We start from the raw sequence: 17,548 nt of genomic DNA on the forward strand, positions 1-17,548 counted from the left end.
ATCTGTTTTTAAGTTTAAAATGTTGCATTCAAACCAACTGAAATACTTCTGGAAATAGGCTGAGCATAAATATTACCATAAGTTTCAGGATCAGTATATCCTTTGTATCCTGTGCTCAATACGAATAAGTTTCTGCCTTCAACACTAAACCTCAATGCATTTGCTTTGATTTTCGATGAAATTCTTGCTGGTAAAGTATAACCTAAACGGACACTGTTTACACGCAGATAGCTCATTCTTTTGGCGAAAATATCCAAAGATTTGTAAGAGTTTCCAGGATCTGTATTGTTATACCAGTTATAAGCCATCCAGCGGCTTCCATCACCAGTCGCACTATCAAAAATCTGCGGCTGATTGGTGTTTGTATTGGTAGGTGTCCATGCGTTTAGAATGTCTTTAGAGAAATTCATTCCACGGTCAACTGCTGCTGGATTATAAGCAGGCGTAACAGTCATGAGCTGACTGAGGTTAAAGATTGCTGATATAGACAGATCAATATTTCCAAAACGGAAACGGTTAATCAAACCTCCTGTATATTTAGGATCTCTGTCACCTGCATAAGTAAATAGTCCCTGGTATTCTTTATTTGTTAAAGAAGAAGCGGTAGCGTTTCCAGGGAAGAAATCTGCATATGGATCATATAATTTATAGAAGTTTTCTACAGATACCACTTTACCGTCCTGGATGAATTGTGGAATTCCATTAGCATCCAATCCTGCTGTTTTCAAAACGAATACAGCATTTACAGGATAACCTTCTCTTGATGGCGTGAATTGATTAGCTCTGGCCATCTCACGGGTAACTTTACTTTTATTATGAGCAATGTTAAAATCAGTCCACCATTGGAATCCTTTAGTGCTGATGTTTCTTGTCGAAATAGTCAGCTCTAATCCTTTATTCTTAACCTGAGCAAAATTAGAGTTGGTAAATTCAAATCCATTCTCTAATGGTAAAGATTGTAAGCCGATCAGATCTTTACTGTTCCTGTTGTAATAATCAAAAGTAATCTGGAAAGCATTGTTAAATAAGCCCAGATCTACACCTGCATTAAAAGTTGTCGTTTTTTCCCAGCGAAGTTTATTATTTGGCGGACTTTCTACGTTAATTGTTTCTTGTGTGCCACCAGGTAATATATCTGCACTACCATACCTGCCGACAATTTGCGGCGTAGTGTTTTTGTCAATATTCCCTTGTATACCGTACGAAGTACGGAAACGCAGATTCGAGATCCATTTTGCTTTTTTTATAAAATCTTCCTCATTCGCATTCCATGCGCCCGAGATAGAGTAAATTGGCAGGTACCTGTATTTAGGATCTACACCGAATAAATCTGATCCATCGTAACGAATACTTCCGTAAGCCGTATATTTTCTATCATAAGTATAAGAAAGTGTACCATAGAAAGAAGCATAAGCATTGCTCAGTTTTGACTTTCTGTAAGCACGATAAATTTCATCGTTTATCCTGTCTGAACTTGGGAATAGAATATTCTGATTAGTTAAAGTACGTTCATTATAACCGAAAGCTTTAGTAGCCAGGTCATCACTGTTATTTTTCCTGAATTCAGTACCCGCAAGTGCTTCAATTTCATGTTTCTCGCTAATTACTTTTTTGTATTCCAGCAAAGTTTTCCAGTTGTACTGAAAGAAAGAAGTCTGCTGGTTCTGCATAATTGCGCCGGCAGGCAAAAAGTATTCGTACTGTTTGGTTTTAGCGTTGTAATAACTTGTACCCTGTCTGAATTTACGCGTGAAATAAGATTCTTCACCTGCATATTTTTCAATACCTGTCTCTTCAAATTGCAAGCCTAGTTCAGAATGGAATTTCAGGTCTTTAAAGATCTGATAATCCATATCAATAATACTCTTTACACTTTTATTTCCTAAAGTATAACGGGTGTTATTTCTTTCTTCAATGATGTTGAAAGGGACATAAATATCACCACGCAGGTTATTGGTACCGAAAATATCCCTGTCATAGGAATAACTTCCATCAGCATTTCTAACCTGCTGGTATGGGTTGACATTCCTGGAATATCTTGCTGGATTCGTAAAGCCATCTATATCGGCAAGGTAATTTTTACGATCTGATTTGGAACCGAAAATTGCAACGCCAAGTTTTAACTTCTGAGAGATATTAAAACCAGTCTTCAAAGTCATATTATATCTTTTCAGCCCTGTCCCTATGGTTGTTCCTTTTTCATCGTAATAGCCTCCTGAAAAATAATAATTGGCCTGGTCATTTCCACCAGAAAGACTTAAACTATATTGTTGGTTAATAGCAGTCTGGTAAAGTTCTTTACCCCAGTCTGTATTGTTTCCGCGCAGTGCATTAATTGCTTGCTGAGTAGCAGGGCTCAAAGCTGAAAAACCATTGGTTTGATAGTTTTCCAATTCTTTGCTCTGATTAAGAATTCTGGCTACCCCACCCTGACTGTTCCGGTAAAGAAGATCTGGTCTTGCTGCAAGTCCTAATTCAAAATCAACTTTTTCAGTTGAGTTCATCAGGTTCAGTTTATCCAGGTCCGGACGTTCTGAGATGAAAGTATTGGCATTAAAGTTTATTGATATTGGCCCTTTCTTTCCTTTCTTAGTGGTGATCACAATAACTCCGTTTGCTGCTCTGGCTCCATAAATAGAGGTTGCTGCTGCATCCTTCAAAATTGTAATATCAGCAATATCATCAGGGTTTAAACCTGCGATTGGCAAGTTACGCAACTGGTCAATATTATCTTTATCTGTCAGGTTATTCGGCAAATTGGTTCCTTCTAGTGGAATTCCGTCCAGTACCCATAAAGGATCTTGTCCGCCGTTCAATGAAACTGTACCACGGATACGGATTTTCGGTGCTCCCGACGGACCACCACCCAATGAAGTCACTGCTACACCGGCAATCTGACCTTCCAGCATCTGATCGATTCCTGAAACACCAGACTGACGAACTTTGTCATAATCCAGCACAGTTGCTGCTGTGGTATTCTTACGTTTTGAAATGGCAGTATAACCGTTCACAACTACTTCGCCGAGGTTATTGTCATTACTTGCCATCGAAATGGTGATTTTAGTCTTATTGATAATATTTACCAATACTGAGCTATACCCCATATAACTTACGCGAATGGCTGGTGTACCTTCAGGAACAGTTAATGTAAATTTACCCTCAGCGTTAGTTACAGTACCAATCGCTGTATTCTGGATTACTCCTGTCACATTGGTCTGCTCCCCTATGGTGGATTTGTCCACATAAACAGATGCACCTGGTATTGGTAATCCTTCCGGATCCAAAACCTGTCCACTTATAGTGGTTTGTTTCTGACTGTATCCTGAGAGACTGAGGCCAATCAGGAAGAGTATTAACAGTAGATTTTTAATCATAGTTTGTTGTTTAGGTGTGTTTGATAATAGTTAATTGTGGTGTGTTTATTTGTGTGTGTGTGCTTTTATTTCGTTTGCAGGCTCTGACGAATCCGGAGGATCAAATCCATGTAATGACCTTTAGTAGCCTCGTCACCTCTGTTTTTATGAGTTTCCAATAGGGTTAAGATTTGTAAAAGTTCTCCTCTTTTGGCTGCTGCAACTTCCGAAGTACGGCTCATTGCAGAAACATAGATATTTCTCAGGTTTGCCGAAGGGTTGATCCCATTTTTCATGGCATAGTTCAAATCAGCATCATCTTTATTTAAACCTAAATCACAAGTTTGTGGTAAGTTATTCAAGCTGGTCTGGAACAGAGATTTTTTAGTAATCTTTTCCAGCATCTTATCAGTACTCACCAATAAAACATCTACATAATTTTGCTGTAACATGCGGTCTGTAATAGACAATGTTTTGCCTTTCAGCGTCTGCGCAAAAATTGCAGGACGGATATCTTTAAATAATTCACCTACAGTAAATACGTTTTCCTTGCCAAACTGGACTTCCATCTCCAGCATTCTCAACAGACGGTCCTCGCCCAATAAACTGTAAAGCAGACCGTACTGATATTCACGTCTCAGGTTTAATGGTGCATATTCCATCGGGCCTATCGGAGTATCTTTTACAGGGAAGGTTTTTTTAAGTAACTCTTTGTTGAACAACCATTCCGGCATAGTAAATACCTGCTCTTTAAAATATTCCAATGCGCCCTTCTGAATCTTAACGGGCACTGGTGTATAAGCATCTTTACCGTCTCCGCTAACCGGGTTTTCTAAATAATAACCTCCAATGTTCGCAGTTACATGCTCTGCATAGGTTTGCCATTGCCAGATTGCAGCCAGGTAGAGTTTACCTGCCTGGTAATAGTTATCACCTTCTGGTGCAGACCAGGTTAAGATTTGCGGGATCATACGTTTTAAATTCGCCAGTCCGTAACGGCTTGCTTTTACAGCATCATCACCAAGATCTTCAGATTGTGCTCTTGGATCCACGATGTTTTTCGCTTGCTGCTGTTCTCCATAATGGTACAAAGGATCATTTGCATGTACTTTAATCCATTCTTTAAGGATTGGCAATTCCTGATGCGGGTCATCTACCGGTAACCAGCGGTACCCCCATGCAATAGCATATTTATCATAAATACCGATTTGCGGGGTGATATTAGTAACTTTATCTTCTGGTTGTGCTACATAATTAAAACGTGCATAATCCATAATCGAAGAAGCTGTTCCGCCCATACGATTGGTAAAAGCCGGGGAACGTAAAGAGTCAACCGGGAAGGATGCCGAAGAAGACATATTGTGTTTCAGCCCTAAAGTATGGCCAATTTCATGAGAAGAAACGAAACGGATTGCATGTCCCATTCTTTGGTCAGACACGTCATTATTTCTTACTTCAGGATCAATAATCCCGGTTTGCACACGCATCCAGTATTGAACTGAAGTCATTACATTATGCCACCAGATCACATCAGATTCCAGAATTTCTCCTGATCGTGGATCTACCACAGCCGGGCCCATTGCATTTGATTTGGGCGAAGCGGCATAAGTAATTTCTGAGTAGCGTACATCGTCCCCATCGTAATCTGTGGTATCTGTAACTTCACGTGCCTGAATTGCATTTTTGAAACCAGCTTGTTCAAAGGCTTTCTGCCAGTCATATACGCCGGCAATAATTTCCTTTCTCCATTTTGGCGGAGTTGCAGGGTCTATATAAAAGATGATCGGTTTAACTGGCTCTACCAATTCACCTTTAAGATATCTTGCACGGTCTTCTGGCTTAGGTTCCATTCTCCATCGGGTAACCAGTTCTCTGGTTTCCAGTTTATGCTGTGCATCTGAAAAATACCATCTTGGCGTGCTGAAGAAACCAACTCTGTTATCTGCAAAACGAGGTTTCATTGGTTTTTCAGGCAATAAAAGAATATTCGTGGTTACTGTAATACTAATAGGCACACTGATTCCTGCATCCGTTACCCTGGTACTCATCAATGCACGAACGACAATATTCTGAGGGAAACTTTTAATCTTTTCAATAGCCGACAGAGAAGTTTTAGGGGTAGCTCCCAGTCCCATATCATTGAACACATCATTGAAACTTTTCTCTGTTCCGTCAAAAACCTTGTTCATTTTCACAACAACTGCCGAGGAATCAGGGGAATATGCTTCAATTTTAAATGATTCGATTACAGAACCAGTAAAGTTATCTTTCACTGACCGGGTGATCGCATCGCCCGCAGGAGATTCTACCTGTGGCACAATCACCTTAACCCATACTGTTTTTGCTGCTTTATTTCTGGAGAAACGAATGACTTTGTTATCGAAGTTCATTCCTTTATTAACTCCCGATTCATTAAGTGACAGGGGTACTGATGATATTTTATTGACTACTAAAAAGTCCTTTTCCATCAGGTTCAAAGGGATTTCAAAGTAATAATCGTTCTCCACCTGGTGTACTTTAAATATACCTTTTAGTGTAGTTGCCTTCTTTAATAATTCGGTATAACTTTTCTCTTCCTTTTTACTGGTGCTATCTGCTTTCTTTTTAAGTGTATCTGTAACTGCTTTTTTACCAGTAATCTTACCTTTATGTACAGGTAATTTCTTCGGTTGCACTGGTAGTTTATTAGGTATCTGGGTAAAACCGTTTACGTTGCATAAGAATAAAAAGAGCGCCGTAAAAGACAATTTCAAAAGTTTTTTAGTCAAAATCATGCTACAAAATCCCCCATAGTTGGGAGATTATGAAATTATTAAAAGTGAAAGTCCTGTTATGTGAAGTGAAAGCGCAGTTTTAAGGAGTGAAAGGTTTTTTAATCAGTGGCAAAAAGCATTGATATGTCCCATTTTCAATTCCATAGCTCAGTTTAAAGTCTCCAAAGTGTGCATAAATACCTTGCAGATATTTTAATCCCTGTTTCCCGGAATCTTTCACATCAGTGCGTAATTGTAAGTTGTTGGTGACCACGATACCTTCTCCTTTACTCCTGATACTGATATGCAGCGGCTGAAGTTTAGCTACTATATTATGTTTTACAGCATTCTCGACTAAAGTCTGTACACTCATAAATGGAATATAAGCAGAAGAGTGTTGAGGATCAATGTCTATTTCCAGGAATGCCAGTGCTTCACCGAAACGTATTTTTAACAGGAAAAAGTATTCACTGGCAAAACGTACTTCTCTGGAAACTTCTTCCAATCCATTTGGTGTAGGATCTAAAACATACCGGTATACTCTGGAAAGCTTAACGACAAATGCTTTAGCCAGATCGGGTTGTTCTTCAATTAAACCATTCAGCGAGCTCAGGGAATTAAACAGGAAATGCGGATCGAGTTTTTCTTTAAGTTTATCGAGTTGCAGGATTGCATTCTCTTTTTCCTGCTGTGCGGCCAGTATTTCTGCCTGCTGCCTCAGCATGAACTGTTTCTGCCATTTGGCTTGTGACCATTCAATTAAAACCAGGATAATTAAAGTGGCAGCGATCAGCATCAGAAACACATACTTTTCGATGGCCTTTACATCTTCGTCTATCACAAAAACAGGTGTTTCCAGTACCATCGTCCATTTCATCCGGCTAAGGCCAAATGGGGTATAAAAACGAAATACAGGTATCCCCAGGTAAGAAGAAGTGGCAATTTCATAAAAACTTACGCTATCTGGAAGCTTCTCCAGCCGGGCTGTTTTGATCCCGCCAGGCATTTGTTTCCCAATCTGTTTCTCATCCGGACTCAGTACATAATCGCCCCGTTCATCAACAATATAAATAGCTGCACGACTTTTACTATCTACACCCCATAAATAACGTTGTAATTCTTTGAAATTAATATCCAATCCTAAAATAAGCGTAGAGGAATCAGCAAGGCGATGCCGGGTAGCCAGCAGGCCATGAATAGAATCTTGTACATTGATAATAGTTCCTATTCTGGTGATGGTATCTTTTGAAAGCAGTTGATTACGAATCCATTTCTTCTGATAGGCTGGTATCTCACCATGCTGATCATGAGTTCCCTTTTCACTAATTGTCCTGTAAACAGTATCCTGACCGTTGACGATAGCATACCAGCCATGTTTTATTTTAGAATGGCTCAGCAGTAGTGCATTGACCAGCTTTGCTCCTTTCAGGAAATCACCGGCAGATTTGAATTGTGGGATGATGAGTTCAGTATTGTTCAATCCTCCGATAAAACCTCTGAACTCATTATTGATAACATTGGATTTCAGCTGATAAATACTGGTTGCCATATCCATGCTGATCCGTTCTGTGCGCTTATTGAATTTACTGGTTATAAAAAAACCAATCCCACTAAAACACAGTAAGATAAATACTCCGATTGCGATAAAGTACCTGGAGTTATATACCGAAGTTTTCATTCCGGCAAATATAGTCAAAATGCCTAAAACCTATTTTACAGGTCTGAGTTCCATCTTGGCATCCGCTGAAAGAGCTGATAATGTTTTTCAAATAGTATATTTTCCACTTTTCCGGGACTATCGGTATACTTTTCATTATAAGTTACATACCAATAAACGTCCAGCGCTTCAATGTTTTCTTTTTCCATTTGAGCGGGCCAGGATATTGCTCTGGGTATATCAGTAAACTGCATGCCGTTGATCAGCTGATCTTTTAGTCCTCCGGCCCCTGTACTTTCAATAGTGCTTAATTCTTTTTTAGTCACCTCACCTGTCCCTCCAATAAATACAAGCTCTACTTTTCCATTTTTCAGGGCATAAGTAAGGAATATCCCTAATTGCTTTTCAGGTGCGTTACAAACATCCTGTAATTTATCTTCTGGCATCAAAAAGAAATGTCCATTCTTTTTATACTTATTCAATTCGTTAAACATATGCTGATTGTTTCAAATATTAGTTAATAACTTATAAATCAATATTCTCCACGGTAGAATATAAATATATTAAAAACCAACTAATAACAGGATCATGAATAGCTTTTATTTCAATAAATGCACTGGTTAATTTGTCCAAATGAAAAGGCGGCAAGGATTAATTTTTAATCCTTGCCGCCTTTTCATTTTATAGCCTGTTGATCAATTCACACAATTCGTTAAGCTAATACGTTCTCTTCCTTTTATTACACCAGTACTGGTAACTACAGTTAACTCAACCCATAGGGTATGCGGTGGAACTTCAACGCTCCATGAGCTGTACTCAGTAAGCTCAACATTCCCCTGGGCCGTACGGGCTACCCATTTTCTAGTTGATGCACCAGCTATCGGATTTGCGTATAAAATGAATAAGTCATTATAATCACAGAGTACATAGGGCTTAAATGTGACACCCGTCTGAACATTCCCTGACCGCCAAATTCCGGTGACAGCCTCAGTTTTGGTTATCTTTGAGGAATTAAATCGTGCTGCCTGTGCTTTCTGATCACCACTTTTAAAGGAACAGAAAAATAGCAACAGGAATAAATAACAAATACTTTTTTTCATAACAGTCTTATTTTTAATCAGTTAATTTAACATTATTATTTCACAAAGAAAAATAAATAAGCTTCAGATGAAAATACTTCTTTTATTCGCTTATTTGTCTTTTGCTTTAGGAAACTTCACGCTGATGGCACAATCAGGGAATGTTACCGGTATAGGACAGTTATATACTCAGGCGAGCTCATCTTACCGGGAATTTGAAAGGAAACATGGAGGTTATGTCCGGACAGATAATGTCTTGATGCACTATCTATGCTGGGGAAATCCAAAAGATGTTCCTTTAATCTGGTCACATGGAAGCTTTAGTCACAGTTATGAACTGGCTGGTCTGGCAAAACTCCTCAATGATGGAGGATATTATTTAATTGCTGTTGATTATTACGGACATGGTCAGACACCGATTCCAGAAAAAGAAGTATCACTTTATAATTCTGCGGATGATATCCGGGTATTAATGGATTCTTTAAAGATTGATCAGGCTATCATTGGAGGATTTTCCAGGGGAGGATATATTGCCGCTGCCTTTTATCAAAGTTATCCGGAAAGAGTTAAGGCCTTAATATTAGAGGATGGAGGCTCTGTAGCATTTAATACCTTTAACCATCAAATGAGCGAAGAAGCGCTTCTTATTAAAATCAAATCTATGGTACCTGAACAAGGAGTCCATAGTATTTATGAAGCCTCGTTTGATTCACCAGTTGCAGCTTATGAGAGCCTGTATGATAAGAGTGCAGGTGGCAATCAGTTTGAATTATTAAATACGATCAAACGGAAAGGCAATCAATGGGTTACGTATGCAGGATTAAGTGACTTTTTCTATATGAAAGATGATCAGCAATTTAAAAACCTGGTATTGAAGCCAAATAATTCGCCATTGTATGCGGCTTCGATCACCATGATTCAACCGAAAATTATCTTTAGAAATCTGCATGTACCTCTATTAATACTTGATCCGGTATCTGATCATGATCCAATGCCATTTGAAAAAGATAACATTGCGCTGGCGAATCAATTTCCACAGTTGATAACCCGGGTTGAGTTTGCGGGAGTTGAACACAACATTCATTATGAAAAGCCAGTACAATTTAGCCAGGAACTCCTTAAGTTTCTAAATATCGTCAAAAAAGAAACACCATTGTTTTTACAAAAGAAATAACTGATAAGCGAATAGATGCCCTTATCTTTGGCTCTCATAGCTTATCTTAATAATTTCACAGCACATACCATGATCAGATTAAACAATGAAACACCCACTGATATATTGCAGGAGGTTAAGAAAGGTAGTTTAGTAACAGATACTTTTAGTAAAACAGGTTTAGTAGAAACGATTGATATCAGCGACGACGGATTATATCGTATTTACACCTTTAACCTGGTTACCGGCAGAAGCATTGTAGTGAAGAGATAATAGCACAATCAATAAAATCAGGATCGGAAGTATAACTGGAAAACTCATTGTTTTAAAATATAAAATGACGAATACGACTATACTGGTCAGGAAAATTACTGCTAAAGGTTTACTTAGCTTTTTAAAGAAAACCAGCAGATAAAAGGGATGACACCACAGCAGGTTTAAATTATATTTTACTAATTCCAGGCTGGAAAACAGAGACAGACAGAGCAGTAAAAAACCCAGCAAACTGACCATTGTAAAAATGGTTATAGTTACCCACATCATTAATTTATTTGCCCCGCTAAATTTCTCAATAAATGGACTGATCAGCATAAGGATCAGTAAAAAACTATAGAGAGAGATGGTTAAAACATTAGAGTAAAGATGTTCTTCATTGCCAGATATGAATAAAAAGACAACTGGCTCAGCAAGTTTACGCCGCTGCAATTGAATGTTTCCTAATCTTTTTTGTAAAGTATCAGGCAGAAATAAATTGACGGCTTTACTGGAAGACCTGTCTGCTTTGTTTCCTAATAAAACATTCATTCCGATCATATAAAGGGCATCATTTGTCAAATAATTACTCACCAGTGTCCTGATTGGATTACCTGGCCCCCGGTTAGCTACAGCAAGAGAATGGTCAAAATCAGGCCCTATGCTCTGTGCTAACAGGTCAACTATTTTTGTTGCACAATTATTCCTGATAAAATCATAATAGTAATATTTATTCCTGGGTTTGAGTTGTTCATTCAGCAGTATAAAGAGTTTATTTTTCTCTTTCAGCGTCAGGTTAAGTTTTTGGGTGGAAACAGTTTGCTGATCTTTTATATATTCCTGTAAAAAGGAATAATATGCCGAAACGGATAAACAATATTTCATTCTTCCTCCAAGAAAATTGATATAAAAATTAGGATCACTATTATCAAATGTTCCATAGTTATAAACCAGATCCAGCTGCCTTTCCTGATCTGTGATCCTGACTGCACTATGGCCAAATAAGGTATAGCTATATTTGCTGGTTTTGCTACAAGTAAGAACGCTTACAGTAGATCTCTCTGAGAGCAAGAAAATATTTTCTGATGGTAAACCGGCAACAGCAATTCTGATACATCCCAGAACAAAGCCGGACAAAAGAAGTATAAGTTTTCGCATTAGCTGGTCTGTAAGCGTAAATTCAGGGCAATTTGCATTTATACTGTTAACTTAATGCAAAATAGTCATTGTTTTTCAGGTTAAAATGAATAAATCAATAAATTGTTAACTTATTTAATTCTGCACAAGTTGAACATATTCAACCGATTAAATACCATTACGGCCTTAATCCCTTATATAAGCCACAATATTTTCATTATTTAATTTGCATCCCATTCAAATTTAATTACTTTTGCCATCCCGGGGGATTAGCTCAGTTGGCTAGAGCGCTTGCCTGGCAGGCACTCGGACATCAGCCTCTGGAGTGCTTTAAAGCCTCATTTCACAATCTCTTTTATTTTTCACAGAAATTTCACAGAACATCTAACCTGTTTATAATATTTGTTAATTATTGCAATTTAGTATTCTATTTTATTTACATCAAGCCTTCATCAGCAAAATTGTAAAAGGTATCCTTACTTATAATCAAATGATCCATGATTATTAAATCTAGCAATGCACCTTCGTCTTTGAGTTTGTTAGTTAATGAAATATCTTCACTGCTGGGATCTATATCTCCACTTGGATGATTGTGACAGAGGATGATCCCACAGGCATTGGCTTTCAACGCTGATGCAAATAGAACTTTAGAATCTACTGCTGTTGCAGCAACACCACCTTGTGAAATATTAACCACTCCCAATACTCTGATTCTTCTGTTTAACAACAAGATTTTAAACTCTTCCAGAAACTCAATCTTACCTGAATCCCATTGCTGTCTCAATATCCGATAAGCGTCATTAGAGCTTCTTATTTGCGGCCTTTCTGATACCTTAAATTTTGGATTGTAACTGATCTGCACTTCTGCAACTTTGAATAATTTTGATTGTAATACCATATTATTTTAATTAATTATGGTACTAAACCAAGCTTTCAACGAAACTAAGTCAAGAAGCAACGGAATAAATGGATATAGTGCGCAAAAGCCATTTTTAGCGTTTATGCCGGAATTTCTTGAAACGTGTTGAGGTGACGAAGCTTACCTTTGTGGTGTAATTAAAAAAAATATTACTGTTATTCTTCCTTTTTAATTCTAATTAATTCGTCGTAAAGAGATGTTATTGTCAATTTCATTTTATTCTTTAGATGTTCATCGATATTTCTGTCACTTCCAAATTCCAATAATAAACTTTTCAAAAGAGAATCAATCTCAGTTAAATCCATACCTTTTCTTTGATATTTGATTGTATAATTTTCTTGGATGCGTTCGTATTGGTTTTGAAACATATGGCAGATGTTATGTCTGCGATATTCGATGTATATCAATTCTCTTTCGGTTAATTGAGACTTTAGTATTGTGAGTCCTTCAACACATTTTATATACCAGTTTTTCTTATTTAAGTTTTTACCGTTTTCCAAATGCTGTAAAACAATTTTCGCATATTCCAGACCTTCTGTTAAAGTCCCATATAGTTTAATGTAATGCATGTCTTGAAGCGTCGGGTCGAAGACCTCATACAATTTATATGTAAGGTAGAAAAACGTTCTCATCCATTGTTCAAACTGTATCTGTTGAACCTTTGTCTTTATAGTTAATTCGTGATTAAAGTCTTCAGTTTTCATGTTTTTTGTGAATGCGGCATGTTTAAGATATTAGCTATTTTCTATTTGATCATGCCCATTTTCTTGAATTTTCTTTGTAATTCGTAGAAGGTTTGTTCAATATTATTCTTTGCAAAAGAAATATATTGGAGCCCCGAAATGTTAGAAAACTCTTCAATATTATCTTCCTTTAGAATAATTACATTGTCAAAACCTAACCGCCCTTGAAAAAGCCCGGCTTCATGAATAACATTTTGTCTTGCTCGTAAGTTCCCGTCAACAGTTTCATCTTCGGAAGTCATTATTAGTATGGCAAATGAAGCTTTGTCTAAAAACTGAGATAGAATATTCACGATTGTCTCACTTGTTCGAGATTCTTCTTCGAATGTTAATGTCTTTAAACCTAAATCATCTTTAATGAAAAGCTGGAGTCTCGCCCATAATTTACTTCTCCCATGTCCGATAAATATAATTCCATCACTCTTGGATTGCGGTTTAGAATTTATCTTCAGTTTTGCAATTTCCCCATTTAATTCAATTGCATCAAATTTTTTTAATTTATTTAGTAGCGCACTTATTTTTTTCACAGACTCATCGTTAAGTCTAATCAAAGGTGGTTCAAAGTAGAAACCACTGCTACTAGGCTTATCCCTATAGCTTTCAAAGAAGTCTTCAATTTTATTTACGTAAAGAGCGGCTTCGTCAATATTATCCGCATCCAAATAGGAAAGTTCTGAAAGGTTTTTAATAAAAGACTGAATTGGAGAAAAAAACTTTAAATCAGTCTTAGCACTTTCCCATAAAGCTTCCGATAATATTCTAATTTCTTTTAGGATCATAGATGACAGAGTAGTTTATATGAAAGGATATATATTATATCCGTAAATGTATTAAAAAACTTAAGAGGCTGGTTCAGATTTTGGATATGTAGAACTTTTGTTTCCATGCCGGCATTTCTTGAAACGTGTTGAGGAGACAAGCTTAACTTTGTGTAATTATTAATATAATTATATGTTTCTATAATAGACTGACATTAAAGAATTCTGTTAAGCAGCTGATTAACTGTATTTAATAGCTTAACAGTAGATACTTATCTATGAGGATTGTTTAAAACATTATATAAATATTTGCAGCTCATTAACTAGTTTCACTCACAATGATGACGTTTTGTTAAGTAAAATTAGGCCGGGTTGATTAAGCCCGGCTGATAATTTCCTAATAGCTTTGAGTTCTAATTATTCAACTATCTCCATTAGTTATAATTTGATAATAAAGTCCAGCAATTTATTTGCTAACTTATCTCCCGCAACAAAGACAACTACCATTACTAGTTGGACCAATCGTTCTCTGAGCCTTTTCTAGAGATTCATTTAATGATCTTTTTTCAGAAAAGGTCTTGGTTTTAAAGTTCTGAGATTCTCTAATTATCTCTTGTCTTTCAGATTCTGAAAGCTCCAAAAGGCCTTTCATTACTAATTTTTGCTTGTCTGTCATAATCTATAGTTTTAGTTAAAATTTTCCGCATGTTTGACATTCTGTTGGGGACATATTTATTGGTATAAGTTTACAGGTAGCGCATTCTTTCTTCCTAATCCATAATGCATATCTCATACCTTTGCAATTTTCCTTCGAGGTAAACACGATCTTCTCGTCTTGGGCAGTTCTAAAGTCATCCCTTGCTTTTAATAAGCTATACTTTGTCTCATGTTCAAGTAAAGACGTTGGGGGAAACTTAGCGATTTCTTCGTATTGTTCTGAGATCACACGATTATCCGTTAATGACTCTAAAGAATAAGCTAGTTGTTCATCCCACTTATAAACTAGAGAGACTGCTGATAATAAAACTTGAGCAATAGTTATCGGTGCAGTTATAGTAACTGCAATAATTAGAACTATAGAATTACCTCCATATGCAGCAAGTGTGGCTCCTAAAAGTAAAGGTGCGGCTATTCCAAACACCGTTATCAATCTAATTAGCCTCTTATATACTTTAACCTTCTCTTGAAAAATATAGGAAGTTCCTAATGCATTCAGGGACTTTGACCAAGAGTCGCTCCTTAATTGTTCTGATTTATTTAACATAAAGCTTTTTACCATTTAACATTATCGCTCAATAATATACCTTTATTCATGTTGACCATTTATAGTTAGAAGCTGTTCAACAAGCTTTCTATTTTCGTCAGAAGCAGCTGCAATAAGCCTTTGTTTGACTTCTGGTTTTAATTCTTTAGCATTTAAAACTGTGGACAAATTTTGTCCTCCCGGATAAATATGCCTATCATATTCATGTAAAACCTCGCCATTATCATACATTGTATAATCATCATCAAGTCCTCCTCTCGAACTATTTGAAACAGCTATTATTCTTTTCATTTTTATATTTGTTTATAGTTAGTTATTTATTTAGACTTCAATTTAAATGATTATAAGTTGTAATATGATTCAAGTGCATATTTATTTTTTAGTCACACTAATGTCCGGGATTTAATTAGCTATTTAATACGGTAAACCGTAAACATTTAGCAGAGAACCTAACCTTCGCAAATTAAGATGGAAACGTAAGCACAGACATCCATCGGAGGTATGTGAACTATGTATATCTTGAAACAAACCTTTGGACTCAATATTTGTTTCAAATAGGATAACAAAGGTTTTAAGCAAATTGCTAGATTATTATTTCTCCTTTTTGGTTAACAAAACTAATTGCAATTGTTTTTTGTTAGACTTAACTATTATTGTACATCATACTTCTCAATTAATTCAGCATATTGATTATAGATCCATTTAAATGGACCTTTTTGGTAGCTCATTAATTCTATTGGATCATCTAATAAGTCCGCCAATTTAACCCCACTGTCCACATATTCAAATCCATTTAATAATTCATTATTAACAATCATAGGTCTAATGGAAACAGCAAAACCTTTATGCTTATGGCGCTTTAGAAAGTGCAATAGGAAATCTGTATTACCGAGTCCACCTCCAGATCCCTCAAGTGCAAAATAACCTTGTCCAAATTGTGTAATCTTTCCTGTAACTCTTTCAAGAATAACAGGGACGACTAAATTCCAAGCACTTGAATCTTTATGTTTTTGAATGAATAGATAAACAGTTAAATCATTATTCATCTTTTCTATCACGTTTATATTACTTCCATGTAGTAAGGTTTTGTAATCTCTTATTTCCTTTTTAGTCTCTAAGGGCGGTAGTTCAATATTGATTTTGTTTTGAATTTCGTCTTTCTTATTGAATGATATATTAATAGATATATTGAAAAGGTTAAATGAGGAGATTGTATGCTTAATGCCGTTATAATTGAAACTTATCATATATCTATATGCTTAATAACCAAAATGAAAGTACGTTATCATTAAACATATTAATTAATTACCATATTTACAAATAATTTTCAATACTAAATATTCCTTCCTCAGATGTAAACTAAGCTAAACTCTAACGAATAGAATATCTTTAGATCATTTATTCTAAGAAGAAAGTAGAATTAGGCAACGGAAGAATCGCGAATACTCATAGCATAATAAACAGAGCTCACTCAACCTTTGGGAATTGAGATAAAATCTAAATAGAAACAATCCTTAGCACGACTGCTCAATCCTTTTATAAGGCTTTTGACATCTATACAAATGAAGCCAGGCTGATAAAATTTTGAAACGTGTTGAGTGGAGAATCTTAACTTCTTGGAGTAATAAATAAATAATCATCATATACGATTAATGAAATTAGCGCAGCCATTATTACTAGAATAAATTTAACTATAGCACCTCGAAATCGTCAGGAACACATGAGTTTACAAATAATAAGCCAAATTCTGCTAATTTCCTCTCACTATTGATATACACACCAATCTGCTTTTTAGTTTCCGGCTCGTAAATAGATTCTTGATCGCCTATCTCATAAGTTCCTGCTATGTTTAAACTATTTAAGTGATTCATGTATAGTGACATATGAGAAGAGAATTGTAATTTATCAACAGGGAACTCATCTTCAACAGTAGTTAACTCAGCAAACCAATTTCGCCCGTTATCATATGCTGAGTGCTGTTTTATAACGTAATTTTTCTTTTTTAAATAAAACAAGATAACAGCTTCATCATGTGAAAGTTGTTTGATGATATTAGGAAAGGCTGGGTGTGCAAAATCCTGCTTGGTTTTATCTATTGAGTTAGCTAGAAGATTTATAAATAGCTCACTCAATAATGTATTCTCATAAGTAAGACTCAAACCTTCCAATGTTGGTATCACTATCTGAGGATGCCCCTCCATTAAATCTTCTGCTTTAACTTTCTCTGATACCTTTTTGAGGTAGCGTTCCCATCGATCATGTTGCGCGGCAAGATAATCAAATGGTGCAAGAAGAAATCTTGATGTCTTGGCAACACTCTCTAAAGATTTGCCAATTTGCTTCATAGCAGGACTAAGTGCGTCCTCATAGATCTTATCAATTGGTATAACACTTTTAATATTATCTATTTTCATATAATTTTAACTTTACATTGGCCATTAAACATTTGGTATCGATTTAAGTTAGGCAGTTCGTTTAAA

The 17,548-nt window shown here is 36.2% G+C and carries 15 protein-coding genes; 1 reads left to right on the forward strand and 14 read right to left on the reverse strand.

Translation table 11 applies throughout. The features are described 5' to 3' along the window. Positions 1 to 14 precede the first annotated feature (14 nt). From AB3G38_RS13230 to AB3G38_RS13250, 5 genes are all read right to left on the reverse strand, one after another. A complete protein-coding gene (locus AB3G38_RS13230) occupies positions 15 to 3,374 on the reverse strand; it encodes a SusC/RagA family TonB-linked outer membrane protein (protein ID WP_367864374.1) in 3,360 nt (1,119 codons plus the stop codon). Between the two features lie 65 nt (positions 3,375 to 3,439). Then, positions 3,440 to 6,028 (reverse strand): zinc-dependent metalloprotease, encoded by a 2,589-nt coding sequence (locus tag AB3G38_RS13235; RefSeq protein WP_367864375.1) that lies wholly within the window; start codon positions 6,026 to 6,028, stop codon positions 3,440 to 3,442. A gap of 178 nt (positions 6,029 to 6,206) precedes the next feature. Continuing rightward, positions 6,207 to 7,784, reverse strand: coding sequence for a sensor histidine kinase (locus AB3G38_RS13240; RefSeq protein ID WP_367864376.1), 1,578 nt, complete (start codon positions 7,782 to 7,784; stop codon positions 6,207 to 6,209). Between the two features lie 35 nt (positions 7,785 to 7,819). Next, on the reverse strand, positions 7,820 to 8,257 hold the full coding sequence (locus tag AB3G38_RS13245; protein WP_367864377.1) for a hypothetical protein: 438 nt from the start codon (positions 8,255 to 8,257) through the stop codon (positions 7,820 to 7,822). Between the two features lie 201 nt (positions 8,258 to 8,458). Continuing rightward, complete coding sequence (locus AB3G38_RS13250) at positions 8,459 to 8,863, reverse strand: hypothetical protein (RefSeq protein ID WP_367864378.1); 405 nt, start codon at positions 8,861 to 8,863, stop codon at positions 8,459 to 8,461. A gap of 67 nt (positions 8,864 to 8,930) precedes the next feature. Between AB3G38_RS13250 and AB3G38_RS13255 the strand changes: the two genes are divergently transcribed. After that, positions 8,931 to 10,016: an alpha/beta fold hydrolase gene (locus AB3G38_RS13255; RefSeq protein ID WP_367864379.1), complete on the forward strand. Its 1,086-nt coding sequence runs from the start codon at positions 8,931 to 8,933 to the stop codon at positions 10,014 to 10,016. Positions 10,017 to 10,208: 192 nt separating this feature from the next. Here AB3G38_RS13255 and AB3G38_RS13260 read toward each other — a convergent pair whose 3' ends face one another. The 9 genes from AB3G38_RS13260 to AB3G38_RS13300 form a co-directional block, all read right to left on the reverse strand. After that, the gene (locus AB3G38_RS13260; protein ID WP_367864380.1) at positions 10,209 to 11,405 is read right to left on the reverse strand and encodes a DUF4105 domain-containing protein; all 1,197 of its coding nucleotides are present in this window, start codon (positions 11,403 to 11,405) and stop codon (positions 10,209 to 10,211) included. Positions 11,406 to 11,820: 415 nt separating this feature from the next. Beyond that, positions 11,821 to 12,282: a RadC family protein gene (locus tag AB3G38_RS13265; protein ID WP_367864381.1), complete on the reverse strand. Its 462-nt coding sequence runs from the start codon at positions 12,280 to 12,282 to the stop codon at positions 11,821 to 11,823. 176 nt (positions 12,283 to 12,458) lie between these two features. After that, the gene (locus AB3G38_RS13270; protein WP_367864382.1) at positions 12,459 to 13,007 is read right to left on the reverse strand and encodes a hypothetical protein; all 549 of its coding nucleotides are present in this window, start codon (positions 13,005 to 13,007) and stop codon (positions 12,459 to 12,461) included. A gap of 41 nt (positions 13,008 to 13,048) precedes the next feature. Then, a complete protein-coding gene (locus AB3G38_RS13275; RefSeq protein WP_367864383.1) occupies positions 13,049 to 13,825 on the reverse strand; it encodes a TIR domain-containing protein in 777 nt (258 codons plus the stop codon). Positions 13,826 to 14,282: 457 nt separating this feature from the next. Further along, the gene (locus AB3G38_RS13280; RefSeq protein ID WP_367864384.1) at positions 14,283 to 14,480 is read right to left on the reverse strand and encodes a hypothetical protein; all 198 of its coding nucleotides are present in this window, start codon (positions 14,478 to 14,480) and stop codon (positions 14,283 to 14,285) included. Positions 14,481 to 14,495: 15 nt separating this feature from the next. After that, positions 14,496 to 15,068 carry a mobilome CxxCx(11)CxxC protein gene (locus AB3G38_RS13285; RefSeq protein ID WP_367864385.1) on the reverse strand — a complete coding sequence of 191 codons (573 nt, stop codon included), beginning with the start codon at positions 15,066 to 15,068 and terminating at the stop codon, positions 14,496 to 14,498. A 42-nt stretch (positions 15,069 to 15,110) separates the two neighbouring features. Beyond that, complete coding sequence (locus AB3G38_RS13290) at positions 15,111 to 15,359, reverse strand: hypothetical protein (RefSeq protein WP_367864386.1); 249 nt, start codon at positions 15,357 to 15,359, stop codon at positions 15,111 to 15,113. Between the two features lie 359 nt (positions 15,360 to 15,718). Then, positions 15,719 to 16,315, reverse strand: coding sequence for a hypothetical protein (locus tag AB3G38_RS13295; RefSeq protein ID WP_367864387.1), 597 nt, complete (start codon positions 16,313 to 16,315; stop codon positions 15,719 to 15,721). Positions 16,316 to 16,759: 444 nt separating this feature from the next. Further along, a complete protein-coding gene (locus tag AB3G38_RS13300; protein WP_367864388.1) occupies positions 16,760 to 17,482 on the reverse strand; it encodes an Abi-alpha family protein in 723 nt (240 codons plus the stop codon). Positions 17,483 to 17,548: the final 66 nt, after the last annotated feature.

The organism is Pedobacter sp. WC2423 (assembly GCF_040822065.1).
Lineage (GTDB): Bacteria > Bacteroidota > Bacteroidia > Sphingobacteriales > Sphingobacteriaceae > Pedobacter.

Excerpts from the sequence above, each read along its gene's own strand:
- AB3G38_RS13230 (WP_367864374.1), bottom strand. The coding sequence starts at position 3,374 with ATGATTAAAAATCTACTGTTAATACTCTTCCTGATTGGCCTCAGTCTC.
- AB3G38_RS13240 (WP_367864376.1), bottom strand. The coding sequence starts at position 7,784 with ATGAAAACTTCGGTATATAACTCCAGGTACTTTATCGCAATCGGAGTA.
- AB3G38_RS13245 (WP_367864377.1), bottom strand. The coding sequence starts at position 8,257 with ATGTTTAACGAATTGAATAAGTATAAAAAGAATGGACATTTCTTTTTG.
- AB3G38_RS13250 (WP_367864378.1), bottom strand. The coding sequence starts at position 8,863 with ATGAAAAAAAGTATTTGTTATTTATTCCTGTTGCTATTTTTCTGTTCC.
- AB3G38_RS13255 (WP_367864379.1), top strand. The coding sequence starts at position 8,931 with ATGAAAATACTTCTTTTATTCGCTTATTTGTCTTTTGCTTTAGGAAAC.
- AB3G38_RS13260 (WP_367864380.1), bottom strand. The coding sequence starts at position 11,405 with ATGCGAAAACTTATACTTCTTTTGTCCGGCTTTGTTCTGGGATGTATC.
- AB3G38_RS13265 (WP_367864381.1), bottom strand. The coding sequence starts at position 12,282 with ATGGTATTACAATCAAAATTATTCAAAGTTGCAGAAGTGCAGATCAGT.
- AB3G38_RS13270 (WP_367864382.1), bottom strand. The coding sequence starts at position 13,007 with ATGAAAACTGAAGACTTTAATCACGAATTAACTATAAAGACAAAGGTT.
- AB3G38_RS13275 (WP_367864383.1), bottom strand. The coding sequence starts at position 13,825 with ATGATCCTAAAAGAAATTAGAATATTATCGGAAGCTTTATGGGAAAGT.
- AB3G38_RS13280 (WP_367864384.1), bottom strand. The coding sequence starts at position 14,480 with ATGACAGACAAGCAAAAATTAGTAATGAAAGGCCTTTTGGAGCTTTCA.
- AB3G38_RS13285 (WP_367864385.1), bottom strand. The coding sequence starts at position 15,068 with ATGTTAAATAAATCAGAACAATTAAGGAGCGACTCTTGGTCAAAGTCC.
- AB3G38_RS13290 (WP_367864386.1), bottom strand. The coding sequence starts at position 15,359 with ATGAAAAGAATAATAGCTGTTTCAAATAGTTCGAGAGGAGGACTTGAT.
- AB3G38_RS13295 (WP_367864387.1), bottom strand. The coding sequence starts at position 16,315 with ATGATAAGTTTCAATTATAACGGCATTAAGCATACAATCTCCTCATTT.
- AB3G38_RS13300 (WP_367864388.1), bottom strand. The coding sequence starts at position 17,482 with ATGAAAATAGATAATATTAAAAGTGTTATACCAATTGATAAGATCTAT.